We start from the raw sequence: 19,827 nt of genomic DNA, 5'->3' as shown, positions 1-19,827 counted from the left end.
CAGCAGAGCGCTCACGCCTGGTTGAGCTCGAACCACACAACCTTCCCCGCGCTCAACCGAGTGGCCCCCCACCGCTTGGCCAGCCGATTGACCAGGTAGAGCCCACGGCCCCCCTCGTCCGTCGCCCGGGCCTGCCGAAGCCGTGGCAGCTGAGGCACGTCATCGGTCACCTCGCACCGCAGCACATCGGTCCGCAACAACCGCAGGGTGACGGGCCGCGTCGCATACCGCACCGCGTTCGTCACGACCTCGCTGATGAGCAGCTCGACCGAGTCGGTCAGTTCCTCAAGACCCCAGCGGGACAAGGCGTGCCGGGCCAGCCGACGCGCCCGCCCCGGAGCCATCTCCTCCGGTTCCAGGAACCAGTACGCGACATCGCTGGGAGCGATCCCATCGAAGCGCGCGGCGAGAAGCGCGATGTCGTCGTCCCGGTCCCCCGGGCCGAGCATGTCCAGCACCTCGTCGCACAGCGCTTCCAGCGGCGGCGGATGATCCGGCCCGGTCAACTGCGCGGTCGCGGCCAGCTTCTCCCGCAACTGCTCTATCCCGGTCCACACGTCCCGCAGCCGGGACTCCACGAGCCCGTCGGTGTACAGCAGCAGCGTGCCACCGGCCGGCGCGTCCAGCTCGACGGCCTCGAAGTCGACCCCGCCCACACCGATCGGCGCGCCCGGCGGCACCCGCAGCACCTCGGCGCGCCCGCCGAGATGCAGCAGCACCGGCGGCGGATGCCCGGCGTTGGCGATGGTGATCCGGTGCGATACCGGGTCGTACACCGCGTACAGACAGGTCGCCATGCGATCCGTACCGAGCCGCTGGGCCTGCTCGTCGAGGTGGTGCAGCACCTCCTGCGGCGGAAGGTCCAGCCCCGCCAGCGTCTGCGCGGTGGTCCGCAGCTGACCCATGATCGCGGCCGAGGTCATCGAATGACCCATCACATCGCCCACGACCAGCGCGACCCGGCTCCCCGGCAGGGGAATCGCGTCGTACCAGTCGCCGCCGACCCGCGCGGTCTCGGCGGCCGGCAGATACCGGTGCGCGAGCCGCACGCCGGTGCACTTCGGCAGCGCCTCCGGCAGCATCGTGCGCTGCAACTCGTCGGCGATGTACGCCTCGCGGCCGTACAGCACCGCCTTGTCGATGCCGAGCGCGCTGTGCGTGGCGAGCTGCGCGGCGACCAGCAGGTCGTCCTGCTCGAACGCCATCCGCTCCGGGCGGCGCAGGAACACCGCCGCGCCGATCACCCGGCGCCGGCCGCGCAGCGGGGCGAGGATCGCCCGCTGGCCGGTCGGCACGGTCAGTTCGGCGTCCGGGCCGAGCAGTTCCGGCAGCGCGTCGTGCGCGGCGGGCGCGTCCGCGAAGACCGGGCGCACACCCCGCAGCACCTCGGCGAGCGCCCCTCCGGGCCGCACCTCGCACTGCTCGGCGGTGACGACCGCCAGGTCCATGGGCTGCTCGGGCTGGAGCGAGGAGGGCATGAAGCCGCCCTCGGTGTCCCGTTCCTCCGGGATCCGGTCGGTGCGGCGCAGCCGCAGCACCATGGGCCCGGTGGGCCGCTCGTCGCCGACCGGCAGCGGCTCGCGCAGATACACGAGGATCGCGTCCGAGAACGTCGGCACGGTGGCCCGGCACAGACCCATCACGATCTCGTCGAGGTCTATGCCCCGGGCGATCCGCCGGGTCGCGGCGCCCACGAAGCGCAGCCGGTCGCCGTCGCGCCGCATCGGCATGGGGGCGCCGGGCGGCACTCCCTGCCCGCCGCGCCGCTCCGGACCGCCGCCGGTGCCGCCGCCCGACCGGTCCGGCTCGCCGCCGGGCTGCGCCGGGATGGTCTCCGGCGCGGGCCTCGGACGGTGCGGGTCGGGCTCGGTCGCCGCGGGCTGCGAGTGCTCGGAGACCGCCGGCTGGGCGTGCTCCGAGGGGGCCTGTCCGGCCTGTCCGCTCTTCGCGCACGAGGCCGCGGTACCCGGCTCGGCCGACGCGTCACCCTTGCGTGCCTGAGCGGGTAAGGCCGTGGCGGGCGCGGTGCGCATCGGCTCCTGGGTACGCAGAAGCGCCCCGCGGGGGTCCGTGGGGCCGGCGCCGCCCTGAGGGCGCTCGTGGGAGGTGGGGTGCTCCGTCACGCGTGTCGAATCCATCCGTCCGGGACTGCGCGTCGTGAGCGCAGTGCGTCCCGCAAACCCGATCCTTCGTCCCGCAGAAAGGCCGATACCCGGATTACGTGTCCTGGGAACGGAATTCCCGCGTGGTCAGAGGCAGTTTCTGTGCCACACACGGTACCGGCGGGCTCGGCGAACGACAGTACTGCCCGTCCGTCGGGCCGTCTCCGGCTCGTCCCGGTGTAACCCTCGTACCCCTTGATCACGTCTTGCCGCCCCTCGGTGACGTACGGTCAAGCCCTGCCCGAACTGCGGGAGTTGCCCCTGTGAACCATTGCGGAGGACGATCCTACGGTTGCGGACCGGGGGCGCATCAAGGGTCTCATGAGGACAAGTGCGCGGGCGTACGGTCCCAGTCGTCCGGGAGAGACGGTACTCCCCACGCCGGATTCGGGCGCCAGTGCTGCCAGCCGTCCGAGAACGGCGCGCCCCACGCGTGGATCACCTCCACGGCCGAATGCCCCGCTTCCCGTACCCGCTCCGCCGCCTGAGCATCCATCAGACCGTCCTGCTGGGCCTGCGCGAACTCGTCCTCGTCGAGCCAGTTCCACGTTCGGTCCGGATACACGCAGATGTCCAGGAAGTGGTCCTCGGAGTCCACGCCGCCGCCCCAACGGGCCAGCGGCGACTCCAGGTTGACGTACCAGTTCTTGAAACGCCAACCCTGCTCCCAGAACAGCCACACCGACCACGGCTCTCCCGGCCGCGCCAGCTTCAGCACTCCGGAGCCCGACCATCTGCCGAGCCGTACGCCGCGCGGCTCCTTGTAGCGGGACGCGAGGGGGACCGAGTTCAGCGAGGCACCGTCCGCCAGCACGGGCCGTACACACTCGGTACCGGGTGCCATCCACACGGCCAGCAGCTCCGCGTCGTCGCGCACCACCGTGACGGGACGCGCGATATGGAAGCGTTCGCCGCTGTTCTCCCGGTAACGCCACAGGATCTGACTCCCCGGCTCCCAGAACGCCGCCGACCCGCCCGCTTCCACTCGTCTCACCACTCCGTCGTCTCCCATGCGCAGATATTAGGTGTCATGCGCATATGACGCTGCGGTACCGGTCACGGTTCACGCCTTGGCGGGAATCGGTTACCCGGGTGACACCCACGAAGGCCGGAACCCGCCGTCCGGTCACGGCCGCGTCATCCGCAGGACATCCAGTGCCTCGTCGAGCTGTTCCAGTGTCAGGTCGCCGCCCTCGACGTACCCGCCGTCCAGGACGACCTCCCGGATGGTCCTGCGCTGCGCCTGCGCCTTCTTGGCGACCTTCGCGGCCTCCTCGTACCCGATGTACTTGTTGAGCGGGGTGACCACGGACGGGGACGACTCGGCGTACTCGCGGGCCCGCTCCCGGTTCGCGACGATCCCGTCCACGGTCCGGTCGGCGAGCAGCCGCGAGACGTTCGCCAGCAGCCGGACGGACTCCAGGACGTTCTTGGCGATGACCGGCAGCATGACGTTGAGCTCGAAGTTGCCGGAGGCGCCGGCCGTGGTGACCGTGACGTCGTTGCCCGTGACCTGCGCGGCGACCATGAGCACGGCCTCCGGGATCACCGGGTTGACCTTGCCCGGCATGATCGAGGAGCCGGGCTGGAGGTCGGGCAGGGCGATCTCCGCGAGACCGGTCCTCGGGCCCGACGCCATCCACCGCAGATCGTTGGCGATCTTGGTGAGGGAGACGGCGATCGTCCGGAGCTGCCCGGAGGTCTCGACGATCCCGTCCCGCGCGCCCTGCGCCTCGAAGTGGTCCCGCGCCTCGGTGAGCGGCAGCCCGGTGGTCCGCGCGACCTCCGCGATGACGGCCGCGGAGAACCCGGGCGGCGTGTTGATGCCGGTCCCCACCGCCGTTCCGCCCAGGGGGAGTTCGGCGAGCCGGGGGAGCGAGGCCGTGAGCCGCTCGATCCCGTACCGCACCTGGGCCGCGTACCCGCCGAACTCCTGGCCGAGAGTGACCGGTGTGGCGTCCATGAGATGCGTACGACCGGACTTCACGACATCCGCGAACTCCACGGACTTGCGGGTGAGGGCGTCGGCGAGATGCTCCAGCGCGGGGATCAGATCACGGGTGACGGCGGCGGTGGCGGCGATGTGGATGGAGGAGGGGAACACGTCGTTGGACGACTGCGAGGCGTTGACGTGGTCGTTCGGGTGCACGTCCCGTCCGAGCCGCTCGCTCGCCAGGGTGGCGACGACCTCGTTGGTGTTCATGTTCGACGAGGTCCCGGAGCCCGTCTGGAACACGTCCACCGGGAAGTGCTCGTCCCAGCGGCCCTCCGCGACCTCCTCGGCCGCCTCCCGGATGGCCTCGGCGATGTCCTTGTCGAGCACACCCAGTTCGGCGTTGACCTTCGCGGCCGCGCCCTTGATCCGGGCCAGGGCCTCGATGTGGGCGCGCTCGATGCGCTGCCCGGAGACCGGGAAGTTCTCGACCGCCCGCTGGGTCTGGGCCCGCCACTTGGCGTCCGCCGGCACGCGGACCTCGCCCATGGAGTCGTGTTCGACGCGGTAGTCACTCATGACGGGTACAGCGTCCCGACCGCCCGTGGTGTTCCCGGCGGTAGGCCATGAGGGTGGGCCCGGATCAACCCGTCCGGCGTTCGAGGACGAGGCCGTTCAGACCGGAACGGGGTCGGGGGCGGAGTCCCAGCGGGGTCGAAGGGGCGCAGCGCCCGGGATGGGACGGGTAGGGGCGGCGGGGGCGGGATTCATCCCACGCCGCCCCGAAGGCACTACGCCAGCCCCGGCCCCCGCACCGGGATCGACGTGAACGTCGGCGCCGGGGCCGGGTCCTTGAAGAAGTCGTTGCCCTTGTCGTCGACGACGATGAACGCCGGGAAGTCCTCGACCTCGATCTTCCATACGGCCTCCATGCCGAGCTCCTCGTACTCGACGACCTCGACCTTCTTGATGCAGTCCTGCGCGAGGCGCGCGGCGGGGCCGCCGATGGAGCCGAGGTAGAAGCCGCCGTGCGACCCGCACGCGTCCGTGACCTGCTGCGACCGGTTGCCCTTCGCCAGCATCACCTTGGAGCCGCCCGCCGCCTGGAACTGCTCCACGTAGGAGTCCATGCGCCCGGCCGTCGTCGGACCGAACGAGCCCGACGCGTACCCCTCGGGGGTCTTCGCCGGTCCCGCGTAGTACACGGGGTGGTCCTTGAGGTACTGCGGCATCTCCTCGCCCGCGTCGAGCCGCTCCTTGATCTTGGCGTGCGCGATGTCGCGCGCCACGACCAGCGGCCCGGAGAGCGAGAGCCGCGTCTTCACGGGGTACTTGGTCAGCTCGGCGAGGATGTCGTCCATCGGCTGGTTGAGGTCGATCTCGACCACGTCGCCGTCGGCCTGAAGGTGCTCGTCCGTGGTCTCCGGCAGGAACCGCGCCGGGTCCGTCTCCAGCTGCTCCAGGAAGACCCCCTCGGCGGTGATCTTCGCGACGGCCTGGCGGTCGGCCGAGCAGGAGACGGCGATCGCGACGGGGCAGGAGGCGCCGTGCCGCGGCAGCCGGACGACCCGCACGTCGTGGCAGAAGTACTTGCCGCCGAACTGCGCGCCGATCCCGATCTTCTGCGTCAGCTCGAAGACCTTCTCCTCCAGCTCCTTGTCCCGGAAGCCGTGCCCGAGCGGCGATCCCTCGGCCGGGATCTCGTCCAGGTAGTGCGCGGAGGCGTACTTCGCGGTCTTCAGCGCGTACTCGGCGGACGTACCGCCCACGACGATCGCCAGGTGGTACGGCGGACAGGCGGCCGTACCCAGCGAACGGATCTTCTCCTCCAGGAACTTCATCATGGAGGCCTCGTTGAGGACGGCCTTCGTCTCCTGGTAGAGGAACGACTTGTTGGCGGAGCCACCGCCCTTGGCCATGAAGAGGAACTTGTACGCGCCGCCGTCGGTCGCGTACAGCTCGATCTGCGCCGGCAGGTTCGACCCGGTGTTCTTCTCCTCCCACATGGTGAGCGGAGCCATCTGCGAGTAGCGCAGGTTCAGGTTCAGGTACGCGTCGTAGATGCCCTGGGAGAGGGCCCTCTCGTCGCCGCCTTCGGTGAGCACGTTCTGCCCGCGCTTGCCCATCACGATCGCCGTACCGGTGTCCTGGCACATGGGCAGCACACCGGCAGCCGCGATGTTCGCGTTCTTCAGCAGGTCCAGCGCGACGAACTTGTCGTTGCTCGACGCCTCGGGGTCGTCGATGATCCGACGGAGCTGCGCGAGGTGCGCCGGACGCAGATAGTGCTGGATGTCGTGGATCGCCTCGGCGGCCAGCTTGCGCAGCGCCTCCGGCTCCACCTTGAGGAACGTCCGCCCGTCGGCCTCGAAGGTGGAGACACCCTCGGAGGTCACCAGCCGGTACGGGGTGGTGTCCTCTCCCATGGGGAGCAGATCGGTGTACTCGAACTCAGGCATGTCGCCCATTCCTCACTCGGCACTCGGCGCTCGGCGCTCGACAAGACGGCGCGGCTGGCCTCCATCGGCAGCGTCCACCAGCGTAGGACCTGGCTCGCGGGGCGGGCTTGTGAGGTAAGGCTCAGTTCGCCGGTCCCGAGTTGTCCACACCCCTGGTCGCGATCTATCGCGAGTGGGTACGCTGCTGCCGTGGACCTTCACAAGCGCCCCACCCAGGAACCGCCGTTGTCCGCCGCCGAGCTGCGCGCCTCCGACGCCGACCGCGACCGGATCGCCGACCTCCTGCGCGACGCCCTCGCCGAGGGCCGTCTCACCGCCGACGAGCACGCCGAGCGGGTCGAGGGCGTGCTCGCCGCGAAGACGGTGGGCGAGCTGGACGTCTTCGTACGGGACCTGCCGGCCGGCCAGGCCCGCAAGGCGGGCCCGGTCTATGTGCCGGCCGTCTCCTCCGTGCCCAACCGGCCGACGCCCGGCGCCATCCCCGTCGACCCCGACGACCGCCTGGTCGCCGTCTTCAGCGCCTCCACGCGCAAGGGCCGCTGGCGGCCCGGCCGCCGTATCCACGCCTACGCGATATTCGGCAGTGTCGAGCTGGACCTGAGCGAGGCGCTCTTCGAGCACCGCCAGGTGATGATCAAGGTGATATCCGTCTTCGGCAGCGTGGAGATCCGCGTTCCGGAGAACGTCTCGCTGCGCGGCAGTGGCGGCGGCATCCTCGGCGACTTCACGGTGGACGCGCTGGACTCGGGCGAGACCGACGCCCCCGTGGTCTATGTGGACGGACTCGCGGTCCTCGGGAGCGTCGAGGCCAAGCCCAAGCGGGGGAAGGTGATCGCGGACCTCCTCGGCCGGGTCACCGACCATGTGGCCCGCAAGGTCGACGACCATTTGCGCAAACGCATGGATCGTTGACGCTTGTGAATTCGACCACGCCCGGACAGCTCCGAAGGGATCCGATCCGGTGCCGATCCGGTGGTGACCACGCGGTGTTGACAACGAATTCCAGCGGTTCGGGACTCAGTGCATAGGCCCGCGCACAGCGGGTATCCCTTGCTGCATCGTCTCTCGCTCGCGAAGCCGTCGTCAGGAGTAGACCGTGCTGCATCCGCCGCATTCGTCCCTGCAGGTCGCTGCTGTACCGCCCCAGCGGGTGCCAGTGCGAGACAGGGACCAGGACGCCCCGTGGCACACGGAGGCCGTGTGCCGGCGTGACGAGGCCGGGCTGTTCTTCGCCCCCTCCAAGGAACCCACTGCGTCCCGGCTCTCCCGCGAGGAGGCCGCCAAGCGAGTCTGTGCCCGCTGCCCCGTCATGGTCGAGTGCCGGGAACACGCACTCCTGCAACCCGAGCCCTACGGTGTCTGGGGCGGCCTCACCGCCGCCGAGCGCCGGGTGGTGCTGGCCCGCAGGCGCCGCCGCGACCTCGAACTGCAGAAGGCCGCGCGGGCGAACGGGACGATAGCGGCGGCGGGTTGAACCCCGCCGACACCGTAGAGGGCGCCCTCTCCGTACAAGAGGGCGCCCTGTCGGTGTCGAGGGGCAGCGCCCCGTCAGGGGCGAGCTCGACCTACTTGGCCTTCTCGAAGTCGATGGAGCTGTAGGCCCGCAGCTTGCTCAGCCGGTGCGTCGAATCGATCCGCCGCACCGTCCCCGACTTGGACCGCATCACGATCGAGTCGGTGGTCGCGGTCTCCGACCGGTACCGCACCCCACGCAGCAACTCACCGTCGGTGATCCCCGTGGCCACGAAGAACACGTTCTCCCCGGACACCAGGTCGTCGGTCGTCAGCACCCGGTCCAGGTCGTGCCCCGCGTCGATCGCCCGCTGCCGCTCCGCGTCGTCCTTCGGCCACAACTTGCCCTGGATCGTGCCGCCGAGGCACTTCACCGCGCAGGCCGAGATGATGCCCTCGGGCGTACCGCCCACCCCGAGCAGCAGGTCGACGCCCGTACCCTCACGCAGCGCGAGGATCGAGCCGGCGACGTCACCGTCGGAGATCAGCTTGATCCGCGCCCCGGCCTCCCGGATCTCCTTGATGATCCCCTCGTGCCGGGGCCGGTCCAGGATGACCACGGTCACATCGTCCGGGGCGGACCGCTTGGCCTTGGCCACCCGTCGGATGTTCACCGAGATCGGAGCGTCGATGTCGACGAAGTCGGCCGCCTCGGGACCGGTGACCAGCTTGTCCATGTAGAAGACGGCCGACGGGTCGAACATCGTGCCCCGGTCGGCCGCGGCCAGTACGGCGATCGCGTTCGTCATGCCCTTGGCCGTCAGTGTCGTGCCGTCGATCGGGTCCACGGCGATGTCGCACTCCGGGCCGGTGCCGTCACCGACGCGCTCGCCGTTGAAGAGCATCGGGGCCTCGTCCTTCTCGCCCTCCCCGATCACGACGACACCGTTCATGGACACGGTGGAGACGAGGGTCCGCATGGCGCGCACGGCCGCTCCGTCCGCCCCGTTCTTGTCCCCGCGGCCGACCCAGCGGCCCGCGGCCATCGCGGCCGCCTCGGTCACCCGTACGAGTTCCAGGGCGAGGTTGCGGTCGGGGGCCTCGGAGGGGACTTCGAGCTCGGACGGCAGATGATGGTTCTCGGTCATCGGAACGCACCTTTCTGATACGGCGACGGCCGGATGAGGGTTCCGTTCGACTCTATCGTCAGTTCGACAGAATGAGCAGGGGACCCCACGGATGAGCAGACCAGGGCACCTGCGACGATGAGGGCGTGGCAGGTATGAAAGGCAAGCAGACCGTTCGCGACATGGTCCTCTCCCTGGGGCTCATCGTGCTGGCGGCGTGCGTCATCTATCTCTTCATCCCGCATGACGAGACCGAGCAGGAGCCCAAGCGCGTCGACTACCGCGTCGAACTGCTGACGGCACGGCGCGCGGCGTCCTATCCGGTGGCCGCGCCCGAGGGTCTGCCCGCCGACTGGAAGGCGACCTCCGTCCGCTTCCGGGGCGACGAGTCCGACCGGTGGCACCTCGGGTTCCACGATCCCGACGGGCAGTACGTGGGGATCGAGCAGTCCGCCGAGAAGCCGTCCCGGTTCATCGCGGACGCCACGCAGGACGCGAAGAAGACCGGGACCACGCAGGAGATCGGCGACGAGACCTGGACCCGCTACGAGGGCGGCCGCTACGACGCCCTGGTCCTGGAGGGCACGGACTCCACCACGGTGGTCACCGGCTCCGCGTCCTTCGCGCAGCTGACGAAGATGGCCGAGGCGCTCAGGACGGAGTGACCGGCGCTCGGACGGAGAGACCGCGCGAGCGGTGGGACGAGACGTGCGAAGGGCCCCGGCGAGGTCGCCGGGGCCCTTCGTCATGCCTGCGGTGGGGCTCAGACCGTGGTGACGACGTGGTCGAAGTCCAGGCGCGGGGAGCGCGGGTACGAGGCGCCCTCACCCGGCCGGCCGATGTTGACGACCATCAGCGGGGTGTGGTCGTCGTCCAGGAACTCCTTCTGGACACCGGCGAAGTCGAAGCCCGTCATCGGACCGGCGGCCAGGCCCGCGGCGCGGACGCCGATGATGAAGTACGCGGCCTGGAGGGCGGCGTTCATCCCGGCCGCGGACTCACGCGCCGCGCGCTCGGCGAAGAAGAGGTCCTTGGCCTGCGGAAATGCCGGGAACAGGGTCGGCAGTTCCTCGTGGAACTCGTTGTCCGCGGCGAGGATCGCGACCAGCGGGGCGGTCGCCGTCTTGGCCTGGTTGCCCTCGGACATGTACGGCACGAGACGCGCGCGAGCCTCGGCGGAGCGGACCAGGACGATGCGCAGCGGCGTCTGGTTGAAGGCCGTCGGGCCGTACTTGACCAGGTCGTAGATCGCCTGCACCTGCTCCTCGCTCACCGGCTCGTCGGTGAACGTGTTGGCGGTGTGGGCCTCACGGAACAGCAGGTCCTGGGCGGCGGGGTCGAGAACGAGCGACATGGAACAACCTTCGTGCGTCGGGCGGTGCGAGGTGTGCGTCCCCACCGTACGGCAGAAAAATTCAACTTTCAATCAAAGTGGGCTGTGGTGAGCCGCTTCACAGTGGCTCCAAAGGTGTAAACAGTGACGCCGCAGGTGAGAACAGTGGCTCCACAGGTGAGAGGTGTTGCTGGGAGAGCCGTCAAGAGGAGGTCAGCCGGACTCGGCGTGCCCTTCGCTCTCCTCGCCCTCCGCCAGCGCCGCGTCCAGCCGCGCTCGGGCTCCGTCGAGCCAGCGTCGGCAGACCTTGGCCAGCTCCTCGCCCCGCTCCCAGAGGGCGAGGGACTCCTCCAGCGTCGTACCGCCCGCCTCCAGGCGCCGGACGACCTCGATCAGCTCGTCCCGCGCCTGCTCGTACCCGAGGGCGCGGTCGATCTCCGAGACCCCGGCGGCCTCGCTCGTCCCCTCGGCCTCACTCACGTTGCTGGTCATACGGCCCACCCTATGCGTCCCCTCCGACAGTGCCGGTCTCCTGCACGGCCCCCGCTCCGTCGACCCGGACGGCGAACTCGCCCTCGGCCACCCGCGCCCGCAACGGCTCCTCCGGTCCCACCTCGCCGGGGGCGCGGACCACATGCCCGTCCGCCTTCTGCAGCACCGCGTATCCCCGCCGGAGCGTCGCCGCGGGGGAGAGGGCCACCACGCGCGCGTGCGTGTGCGTCAACTCCGAGGAGGCGCGGTCCAGATGGTGCCCGAGGCAGCGGCGCCCCCGGTCGAGCAACGACGCCACGTGGTCGGCGCGTTCGTCGATCATGCGGTGCGGGTCCTCCATCGAGGGACGCGCCAGCGCGTGGGCCAGCCCCCGCTCCTCCCGTTCCACGCTCGCCTGCACGCACCTCCGCGCCCGGTCCCGCAGCCACCGCACCCGCTCGTACTCCTCGCCCACGTCCGGTACGACCTTCTTGGCCGCGTCGGTGGGCGTGGACGCGCGCAGGTCCGCCACGTAGTCCAGCAACGGGGTGTCCGGCTCGTGCCCGATCGCCGACACCACCGGCGTACGACAGGCCGCGACCGCCCGTACGAGCTGCTCGTCGGAGAAGGGCAGCAGGTCCTCCACGCTGCCGCCGCCGCGCGCCACCACGATGACGTCCACGCCCTCCATCGCGTCCAGCTCCTTCACCGCCTGCACGACCTGCGGCACCGCGTGCACGCCCTGCACGGGGACATTGCGCACCTCGAAGCGGACGGCCGGCCAGCGGTGCCGGGCGTTCTCCAGCACGTCCCGCTCGGCGGCCGAGGCGCGGCCGCACACGAGGCCGATGAGCTGCGGCAGGAAGGGCAGCGGTTTCTTCCGCTCGGGCGCGAAGAGCCCTTCGCCGGCCAGCGACTTCTTCAACTGTTCCAGCCGGGCGAGCAGTTCACCGACCCCGACCGGCTTTATCTCGGTGGCCCGCAACGACAGCTGCCCACGCGGCGCGTACCACTCCGGCTTCGCCAGGACGACGACCCGGGCGCCCTCGCTCACGACGTCGGCCACCGCGTCGAACACCTGGCGGTAGCAGGTGACGCCCACGGAGATGTCGTGCGACGGGTCCCGCAGCGTGAGGAACACGACGCCCGCGCCCGGGCGCCGCGACAACTGGGTGATCTGCCCCTCCACCCACACCGCGCCGAGCCGATCGATCCAGCCGCCGATGAGGCGGGAGACCTCGCCGACGGGGAGGGGGGATTCGGCGGACGTGTTCAGAGCCATGCGGCCGAGCGTAGCGGGGGGTTCGGACAAGGCCGCCCGCACAGCTCGGGGGTTCGCGTGTTCTGGTGGGCGCGAGTGGGTCGTGGTTGCCCGCGCAGTTCCCCGCGCCCCTGAAGAGCCAGGCCCCTGCGGGCCTGAAGAGCACGGGGCGCAGCCCCTGTTTCTCAGGGGCGCGGGGAACTGCGCGAGAAGCCCCACGCACCCGTACCCGCCAGAACATGCGAACTCCCGAGCTATCGGGCGCCCCCGCCCCACGGCGGAGCCCCCGCCCGGGAACCCCCTACGATGGAAGACATGACCGCTTCGCCTGGCCGCCGCCGTGTCCTCCTCGCCGCCCCGCGCGGCTACTGCGCGGGTGTCGACCGCGCGGTGATCGCCGTCGAGAAGGCCCTGGAGCAGTACGGGGCCCCGATCTACGTCCGCCACGAGATCGTCCACAACAAGTACGTCGTGCAGACGCTGGAGAAGAAGGGCGCCATCTTCGTCGAGCAGACGGAGGAGGTCCCCGAGGGCAACATCGTCATGTTCTCGGCCCACGGCGTCGCCCCGACCGTCCATGAAGAGGCCGCGCGCGGCAAGCTCGCCACCATCGACGCGACCTGCCCGCTGGTCACCAAGGTCCACAAGGAAGCGATCCGGTACGCGCAGGACGACTTCGACATCCTTCTGATCGGGCACGAGGGACACGAAGAGGTCATCGGGACCTCGGGCGAGGCGCCGGACCACATCCAGCTGGTCGACGGCCCCGAGGACGTCGCCAAGGTCGAGGTCCGAGACCCGTCCAAGATCGTCTGGCTTTCCCAGACCACGCTGTCCGTCGACGAGACGATGGAGACCGTCGGCGCGCTCAAGGAGAAGTTCCCGCTGCTCGTCTCGCCGCCCAGCGACGACATCTGCTACGCCACGCAGAACCGTCAGCTCGCCGTGAAGCAGATGGGCGCCCAGGCGGAGCTGGTCATCGTGGTGGGCTCCCGCAACTCCTCCAACTCGGTCCGCCTCGTCGAGGTGGCCAAGCTCGCCGGCTCCCGCGAGGCGTACCTCGTGGACTTCGCCAGTGAGATCGACGAGGCCTGGCTGGAGGGCGTGGAGACCGTCGGCGTCACCTCGGGCGCCTCGGTGCCGGAGGTCCTCGTCGAGGAGGTCCTGGAGTGGCTGTCCCAGCACGGCTACGAGGACGTCGAACTGGTGAAGGCCGCCGAGGAGTCGATCACCTTCTCCCTGCCCAAGGAACTCCGCCGCGACCTGCGCGAGGAGGCGGCCTCCCTGGTCGCCGAGCGCACCGGCCAGGGCGCCTGATCCCTCCGCACGCGCGCGTACGGCCCCGGAACGTGAAGGTTCCGGGGCCGTACCCGTCCGGCGAGGTGAGGATTCCGACCGCCGTCGGCGGTGGGCGACCTCGCGAACGTGACTGTCAGTCGTACGACGTAACGTAGGGCCATGCACATCTTCGGCGTGGACATCGGCGGTTCCGGGATCAAGGGCGCTCCCGTGGACCTGGACCTGGGCGACCTGGCGGACGAGCGGTACAAGGTGCTGACCCCGCACCCGGCGACGCCCGAGGCGGTGGCCGACGGGGTCAAGGAGGTCGTCGGCCACTTCGGCTGGACCGGCCCGGTCGGCATCACCTTCCCCGGCGTGGTCACGGGCGGTGCCACGATCCGTACGGCGGCCAACGTCGACAAGAGCTGGATCGACGTCGACGCACGCGCGTTGCTGAGCGAGCGGATCGGCGGGCTGCCGGTGACCGTGGTGAACGACGCGGACGCCGCGGGTGTGGCCGAGGTCCAGTTCGGCGCCGGGCGCGACCGGCAGGGCACGGTCATCCTGCTCACCTTCGGCACGGGCATCGGCAGCGTCGTCTTCTCCGACGGGGTCCTCGTCCCGAACACGGAGCTCGGCCACCTGGAGCTGCACGGCCACGACGCCGAGACCCGCGCCTCCACCAAGGCCAAGGAGGACCACGAGCTGACGTGGGAGCACTGGGCCAAGCGCGTCACCAAGTACCTCGCGCATGTCGAGATGCTCTTCTCGCCCGAGCTCTTCATCATCGGCGGCGGCGTCAGCCGCAAGTCCGCGAAGTTCCTCCACCTCATCGAGGGCATCAGGGCGGAGATCGTCCCGGCCCAGCTGCAGAACAACGCGGGCATCGTGGGAGCGGCGATGAGAGCGGCAAAGGCCGAGTAGCGAGGGGGCCGGCGAAGGCCCACGCCTACTTTCGTACGACGGCACCCACCAGAGACGCAGGGAACTGCGCGCCCCGCTCCGACGGCGCGGCAGTCGCATGACGGCGGGTCGGTCGGGCCCCGGGAGGGCTGGCCTTCTGCGCCGGACGGCATTCCCCGAAGGGGCGCGGGGAACTGCGCGCCCCGCTCCGACGGCGCGGCAGTCGCATGACGGCGGGTCGGTCGGGCCCCGGGAGGGCTGGCCTTCTGCGCCGGACGGCATTCCCCGAAGGGGCGCGGGGAACTGCGCGCCCCGCTCCGACGGCGCGGCAGTCGCATGACGGCGGGTCGGTCGGGCCCCGGGAGGGCTGGCCTTCTGCGCCGGACGGCATTCCCCGAAGGGGCGCGGGGAACTGCGCGCCCCGCTCCGACGGCGCGGCAGTCGCATGACGGCGGGTCGGTCGGGCCCCGGGAGGGCTGGCCTTCTGCGCCGGACGGCATTCCCCGAAGGGGCGCGGGGAACTGCGCGCCCCGCTCCGACGGCGCGGCAGTCGCATGACGGCGGGTCGGTCGGGCCCCGGGAGGGCTGGCCTTCTGCGCCGGACGGCATTCCCCGAAGGGGCGCGGGGAACTGCGCGCCCCGCTCCGACGGCGCGGCAGTCGCATGACGGCGGGTCGGTCGGGCCCCGGGAGGGCTGGCCTTCTGCGCCGGACGGCACTCCCCGAAGGAGCGCGGGGAACTGCGCAACCGACCCCGACGACGCCGCAGCCGCACGCCCCCCGGACCCCCGGACGCGGCCCTCGCGCGGAGCGCTCAGCGGCCTCGAGGGACGGTACGGCGCGGCTGGGCCGGAGGCCTCGGCGTCCGGGGCCCCATGGGCCGGTGGTCGGACGGAGGCCGGTCCCGCTCGGCGGCCCGACGGGACATCAGTCGCAGCTTGCGCACGGTCACGATCACCCCGGCGGCGAGCGTGCCGCCGTACAGCCAGCCGGCCTGCATGGCGAGGGCGGTGACCAGGGCCATGAGATGCCCCCCGAGCCCGCCCTCGCCCTCGGTGAGCAACGGCAGCCCCACCGCGTAGGCGATCGGCACGACGACGGGAGCGCTCGCCAGGTCACCGCGCCGCACCCACCCCGCACCCAACGCGCTGACCAGCAGGAACAGCACGCCGTACACGGTGGCGGAGGAACCGAGGAGCAGCCGGTCCAGCCCCGCCAGCACGAACATGGACACTCCGCAGAACACCCCGCATCCCAGCCCGGTGAGACGCGGCTCCGGCATCCGACGCACGGCCCGGCGGGCGCCCCGTACAGCTCGCGCGACACTCCGCACCGCTCGGACCGGAGGCGGCACGGGCCCGCGCGCGACCGGAGCTCGACGTGGCGCCCCCGCGCCGGGAACCCGGCTCCCTCCGCCGGCCTGCGGCGGAAGCGGAGAGACGCCGCGGCGCGGCCCGGTCCGAGAGGGCTGCGGGGGGTATGTCCGTTGCTGCTGGTCCACTCGCCCAACTTAGGTCGGTTAATGTGCCGAATGGGTTCACAGACACGCCGTCGAGCGGACCTTGGCCAAGCGTTCGATACGTCGCCGGGGCGGGTGCCGGTACGCCGTAAACTGGGGGATCGGCCGGCCCTCCGGCCGCTGGGGCACGATCCGCGGACAGGCTCCGGGCCGGCCCCAGGCCCAGCCGCTCCAGCCCCGGCCGCCTGGCCCTTCTACGTACGGGAAGTCGCAAACGTGTCGCTCACGATCGGAATCGTCGGTCTGCCCAACGTCGGCAAGTCGACCCTGTTCAACGCCCTGACCAAGAACGACGTGCTGGCGGCCAACTACCCGTTCGCCACGATCGAGCCGAACGTCGGCGTCGTGGGCGTCCCGGACGAGCGCCTGACGAAGCTGGCCGAGATCTTCGGCTCGCAGAAGATCCTCCCGGCGACGGTCGACTTCGTCGACATCGCGGGCATCGTGCGCGGCGCCAGCGAGGGCGAGGGCCTCGGCAACAAATTCCTCGCGAACATTCGCGAGTCGGACGCGATCTGCCAGGTCATCCGTGCCTTCCAGGACGAGAACGTCGTCCACGTCGACGGCAAGGTCTCGCCCAAGGACGACATCGAGACGATCAACACCGAGCTGATCCTCGCCGACCTGCAGACCATCGAGAAGGTCCTGCCGCGCCTGGCGAAGGAGTCGCGCATCAAGAAGGACATCGCGCCGAAGGTCGCCGCCGTCGAGGCCGCCAAGGAGATCCTGGAGAGGGGCGACACCCTCTTCTCGCAGGGCATCGTGCAGGGCTCCGGCAACGAGGAGCTCCTCCACGACCTGCACCTGCTCACCACCAAGCCGTTCCTCTACGTCTTCAACGTCGACGAGGACGAGCTGACCGACGAGGACTTCAAGAACGAGCAGCGCGCGCTGGTGGCCCCGGCCGAGGCGATCTTCCTCAACGCCAAGCTGGAGGCGGACCTCGCCGAGCTGGACGAGGCGGACGCGATGGAGCTCCTGGAGTCGGTCGGCGCGGAGGAGCCGGGCCTCGCCACCCTCGCCCGGGTCGGTTTCGACACCCTGGGCCTGCAGACCTACCTCACGGCCGGCCCCAAGGAATCCCGCGCCTGGACGATCAAGAAGGGCGCGACGGCCCCCGAGGCGGCCGGCGTGATCCACACCGACTTCCAGAAGGGCTTCATCAAGGCGGAGGTCATCTCCTTCGCCGACCTGGTCGAAACGGGCTCGGTGGCCGAGGCCCGCGCCAAGGGCAAGGCCCGCATGGAGGGCAAGGACTACGTCATGCAGGACGGGGACGTGGTCGAATTCCGCTTCAACGTGTAGCGGCTGGCCTGCCACTCCGCCGCTGATCCGGCGCGCGGTTCGTGACCGGGCGGGGCAGGGGCACCGTCAGTGCCCCTGCCCCGCCCGAACGGTCACTGCCCGGCGGCCCGGTCCGCCAGCCGTCCGGCGACGAACGCGACGGGCGAGATCGAACAGCCGGTAGAGCCGAGAGCGCGCTCAGCATGGTCTCCGCGCCGCTGGAGGCGGGCCAGGCGGTACTCGGGGCGGGGTGTACGAGGAAGGTGACCCCGGCCTGGAGCCCCGGTCCGTGGCGGTCATGAGTGAGGTCCGCCGCTGCCGTGCGACGCCTCCGCCCGCGCGGGACGGCGCACGGCCTCGCGCAGCTCCGTCACGAACCGCTCGCCCGCGGGCAGGAGTTCGCCGCTCGCGAGCAGCGTGCGGGCGGCCGCCTCGGTGTGCTCGCGCCAGGTGTCGTACTCGCGCCCGGCGCGCTCGCCTCCCGCCCCGGAGGCGAGTTCGGTGCGCCAGAAGTCCGTCACACCCAGATGCGCGTACGTTCCCTGGAGCAGCGCTCCGGCGGGCCGCGGATCGGGCCGCCACGGTGCGTGGTAGCGGGCCTCCGTCGGCGGACCGTGCAGCGGCAACAGGTCGAGCAGTGCGCCGAGTTGGACATGCAGAAACTCGTGCACAAGGGTCAGCGCGAGAAGCACCGGGTCCTCGGGGAGGGAAGCGGCGACGGCCCCGAAGGCGCGACGGGCTGCCGAGCTCACCTCGGTGCCGTCGGGGTGGGGAAGCAGCGGCACCACTGTGGTCAGGCCCGCGGCGATGGTCTGGGCGTGCCAGGGGTGCCGCCGCGCGAGCACCGTCCAGGCCGCATCCAGCGCTCGTGTCCACTCCCGAACCTGCCCGGGGGTGAGGGGCTCGGCGAGTTCGTGCCCGTGCGCCTCACGGAAGGGGCCACGGTCGGCGAGCCGCAGTTCGAGTGCCGCGCCGTCACAGACGGCTTCGACGTGCTGCCATGCCCGTCGGCCCGGGTCCACCATCAGCTGTTCCAGCCACCGCAGGTCCGCAGGCCCCCCGCGATCCAGCGCGATGAGAGCGCGGTTCAGACCCTCGTCCAGATACGGATGCAGCATGACCTCGCGCCAAGCCGCGCGGTCCCGCCGGTTCAGTTCGACCAGGCCGCGGTACACCGCCACCGTGGCGCCTTCGTCCGGATGCCCGTGCGCCGCCTGGCGCAACGCTCGCACCATCAGCATGCGCTTGCTCAGTTGCCCGCTCCGCAGCAGATCCACGGCGGGCGCACCACCGCGGGCGCGGGCCAGAGCCGTGAAGACGGGGGCGGGCACGGTGTGCGCTCTCATCGGGACGCCTTCCGTCGGGGCACGGCCAGCGCGGCGACGTCCTGGCGCAGCCGGGCGCCGATGTGGTCGACCAGTACCGACAGGTCGTCGCAGTACACGGAGGGCGCCGAGAAGACCGGAGTGGCTCCGGGAGCGTATCTGTGGGCGTACAGGCCGCCGCCGCACACGCGGGAGCGGGTGCAGGAGCGGCAGACCGGGCCGAGCCCGCCCAGCCCTCGCTGCCGGGCACGGAAGGATGGATGCGCGGCGGCGTCGGCGAAGGTGTCGCGCAACACGTGTAACCCGGTCTCGGGGGCCCCGGGATAGCTGACCTTGAGCGAGTCGGCCTGCTCGATCGCCCCGTCGGTCTCGACGACGACGAGGTCGACGGGTGTGAGGCCGACCACCTCGCTGCGGGCGGTGCCGCCGAGCAGCAGCACCATGATCTCCTCGAACAGCCGGATGCCGGTTTCCCTGCGCGGGGCGCCGTACCAGCGGTCGAAGACCGTGCACAGCCAGTCGGCGTACGGGGTGGAGCACGCGGCCGCGCCCGGCGCGGGCGCGGCCGAGGGCGGGGAGATCCGCGCGTCGAGGCCGGGCGGCGGAGCCTGCCAGGTCCCATGGGGGAGTAACAGGTCCAGCCGGGGCGGAGCGAACCGCAGGAGCGCGTCGTACGTCTCCAGCGGGTCGGTGGTGGGATCGATCACGCACAACAGGCCGGCGAACAGGTGCCGGTGGGCCGGGTCCCTCAGCAGTTCGAGCGCGCGTGCGGTGGCGGCGTAACTGCCTCTTCCGTCGGCCCGCCGCCGATGCCGGTCGTGTGCTGCGGGGGTGCCGTCCAGGCTCACCCCGATCCGGACCCCGTGACGGTCGAGTACGGGGAGCAGGCGCGGGTCCTCGACGAGCCGGATGCCGTTGGTCTGCAGGGAGAAGCGCGGGGTGGCGATCCCGGCCAGGGCATCCGTGACCGTCCCGAGGAGATCTTCCAGGTACTGCGCTCCGACCAACAGGGGCTCGCCGCCGTGCAGCACCACATGCACCTCGGACAGCGCGTGCTCCGTGGCGTGTTCGGCCATCAGCCGCGACGCCCGCCGTACCGTCGCCGGAGCCATGCTCCTCGGCCGTTGCCGCCAACTCTGGTCGGCCGCCTCGTACATGTAGCAGTAGGTGCAGGCCAGGTTGCACCGGCTGTGCACCTTCAGCAGGAACTGTCGGAAGGGCACGGCCTCCGTCCCGCTGTCCGGTGCGGAGTGCACGGAGGGCGCGGCGGGTGGGGCGTTGGTGGCGGACATCGGCATCGATCGCTCTGCTGCGGCGG

The 19,827-nt window shown here is 71.0% G+C and carries 17 protein-coding genes; 6 read left to right on the top strand and 11 right to left on the bottom strand.

Annotated features, from left to right (window positions below):
• Positions 1–11 precede the first annotated feature (11 nt).
• The 4 genes from P8T65_RS16000 to P8T65_RS15985 form a co-directional block, all read right to left on the bottom strand.
• Positions 12–2,138 (bottom strand): SpoIIE family protein phosphatase, encoded by a 2,127-nt coding sequence (locus P8T65_RS16000; RefSeq protein ID WP_184898973.1) that lies wholly within the window; start codon positions 2,136–2,138, stop codon positions 12–14.
• Between the two features lie 343 nt (positions 2,139–2,481).
• On the bottom strand, positions 2,482–3,174 hold the full coding sequence (locus P8T65_RS15995) for a DUF402 domain-containing protein (RefSeq protein ID WP_316726031.1): 693 nt from the start codon (positions 3,172–3,174) through the stop codon (positions 2,482–2,484).
• Positions 3,175–3,288: 114 nt separating this feature from the next.
• On the bottom strand, positions 3,289–4,674 hold the full coding sequence (locus P8T65_RS15990; RefSeq protein WP_316726030.1) for a class II fumarate hydratase: 1,386 nt from the start codon (positions 4,672–4,674) through the stop codon (positions 3,289–3,291).
• A 212-nt stretch (positions 4,675–4,886) separates the two neighbouring features.
• A complete protein-coding gene (locus P8T65_RS15985) occupies positions 4,887–6,554 on the bottom strand; it encodes a fumarate hydratase (RefSeq protein ID WP_316726029.1) in 1,668 nt (555 codons plus the stop codon).
• A 189-nt stretch (positions 6,555–6,743) separates the two neighbouring features.
• On the opposite strand from P8T65_RS15985, the gene P8T65_RS15980 reads away from it, so the two are divergent.
• Positions 6,744–7,466, top strand: coding sequence for a DUF1707 domain-containing protein (locus P8T65_RS15980; RefSeq protein WP_316726028.1), 723 nt, complete (start codon positions 6,744–6,746; stop codon positions 7,464–7,466).
• 184 nt (positions 7,467–7,650) lie between these two features.
• Positions 7,651–8,028, top strand: coding sequence for a WhiB family transcriptional regulator (locus P8T65_RS15975; RefSeq protein WP_184898982.1), 378 nt, complete (start codon positions 7,651–7,653; stop codon positions 8,026–8,028).
• A 91-nt stretch (positions 8,029–8,119) separates the two neighbouring features.
• On the opposite strand, the gene glpX is transcribed toward P8T65_RS15975, so the two are convergent.
• Positions 8,120–9,154, bottom strand: coding sequence for a class II fructose-bisphosphatase (gene glpX / locus P8T65_RS15970; RefSeq protein WP_184898984.1), 1,035 nt, complete (start codon positions 9,152–9,154; stop codon positions 8,120–8,122).
• 134 nt (positions 9,155–9,288) lie between these two features.
• Here glpX and P8T65_RS15965 point away from each other — a divergent pair, with 134 nt between their 5' ends.
• Positions 9,289–9,798: a DUF4245 domain-containing protein gene (locus P8T65_RS15965; RefSeq protein WP_316731602.1), complete on the top strand. Its 510-nt coding sequence runs from the start codon at positions 9,289–9,291 to the stop codon at positions 9,796–9,798.
• Between the two features lie 98 nt (positions 9,799–9,896).
• Here the strand turns inward: P8T65_RS15965 and P8T65_RS15960 are convergent, their stop codons facing one another.
• From P8T65_RS15960 to xseA, 3 genes are all read right to left on the bottom strand, one after another.
• Positions 9,897–10,487, bottom strand: coding sequence for a malonic semialdehyde reductase (locus tag P8T65_RS15960; RefSeq protein WP_184898986.1), 591 nt, complete (start codon positions 10,485–10,487; stop codon positions 9,897–9,899).
• 192 nt (positions 10,488–10,679) lie between these two features.
• On the bottom strand, positions 10,680–10,958 hold the full coding sequence (locus P8T65_RS15955; RefSeq protein ID WP_316726027.1) for an exodeoxyribonuclease VII small subunit: 279 nt from the start codon (positions 10,956–10,958) through the stop codon (positions 10,680–10,682).
• Between the two features lie 10 nt (positions 10,959–10,968).
• Positions 10,969–12,219 (bottom strand): exodeoxyribonuclease VII large subunit, encoded by a 1,251-nt coding sequence (gene xseA / locus P8T65_RS15950; protein ID WP_316726026.1) that lies wholly within the window; start codon positions 12,217–12,219, stop codon positions 10,969–10,971.
• 285 nt (positions 12,220–12,504) lie between these two features.
• Here xseA and P8T65_RS15945 point away from each other — a divergent pair, with 285 nt between their 5' ends.
• Together P8T65_RS15945 and ppgK are read left to right on the top strand one after the other, a co-directional pair.
• Positions 12,505–13,515, top strand: coding sequence for a 4-hydroxy-3-methylbut-2-enyl diphosphate reductase (locus P8T65_RS15945; RefSeq protein ID WP_316726025.1), 1,011 nt, complete (start codon positions 12,505–12,507; stop codon positions 13,513–13,515).
• A gap of 141 nt (positions 13,516–13,656) precedes the next feature.
• Entirely contained in the window at positions 13,657–14,403 is a 747-nt protein-coding gene (gene ppgK / locus P8T65_RS15940; protein WP_316726024.1) for a polyphosphate--glucose phosphotransferase, read from the top strand.
• Between the two features lie 792 nt (positions 14,404–15,195).
• On the opposite strand, the gene P8T65_RS15935 is transcribed toward ppgK, so the two are convergent.
• Positions 15,196–15,663: a DUF6542 domain-containing protein gene (locus P8T65_RS15935; RefSeq protein ID WP_399099015.1), complete on the bottom strand. Its 468-nt coding sequence runs from the start codon at positions 15,661–15,663 to the stop codon at positions 15,196–15,198.
• A gap of 453 nt (positions 15,664–16,116) precedes the next feature.
• Here P8T65_RS15935 and ychF point away from each other — a divergent pair, with 453 nt between their 5' ends.
• A complete protein-coding gene (gene ychF, locus P8T65_RS15930; protein WP_316726022.1) occupies positions 16,117–17,205 on the top strand; it encodes a redox-regulated ATPase YchF in 1,089 nt (362 codons plus the stop codon).
• A gap of 275 nt (positions 17,206–17,480) precedes the next feature.
• On the opposite strand, the gene P8T65_RS15925 is transcribed toward ychF, so the two are convergent.
• Together P8T65_RS15925 and P8T65_RS15920 are read right to left on the bottom strand one after the other, a co-directional pair.
• Positions 17,481–18,530, bottom strand: a complete 1,050-nt coding sequence (locus P8T65_RS15925; protein ID WP_316726021.1) for an aKG-HExxH-type peptide beta-hydroxylase — start codon at positions 18,528–18,530, stop codon at positions 17,481–17,483.
• The gene (locus P8T65_RS15920) at positions 18,527–19,807 is read right to left on the bottom strand and encodes an FxsB family cyclophane-forming radical SAM/SPASM peptide maturase (protein WP_316726020.1); all 1,281 of its coding nucleotides are present in this window, start codon (positions 19,805–19,807) and stop codon (positions 18,527–18,529) included. Before P8T65_RS15920 ends, P8T65_RS15925 begins: the two co-directional genes overlap by 4 nt.
• Between the last annotated feature and the right edge of the window lie 20 nt (positions 19,808–19,827).

Source organism: Streptomyces sp. 11x1, from assembly GCF_032598905.1.
Classification (GTDB): Bacteria; Actinomycetota; Actinomycetes; order Streptomycetales; family Streptomycetaceae; genus Streptomyces.
The sequence above is the reverse complement of the archived record's forward strand: the minus strand, read 5'-3'. Positions and strand labels throughout refer to the sequence as shown.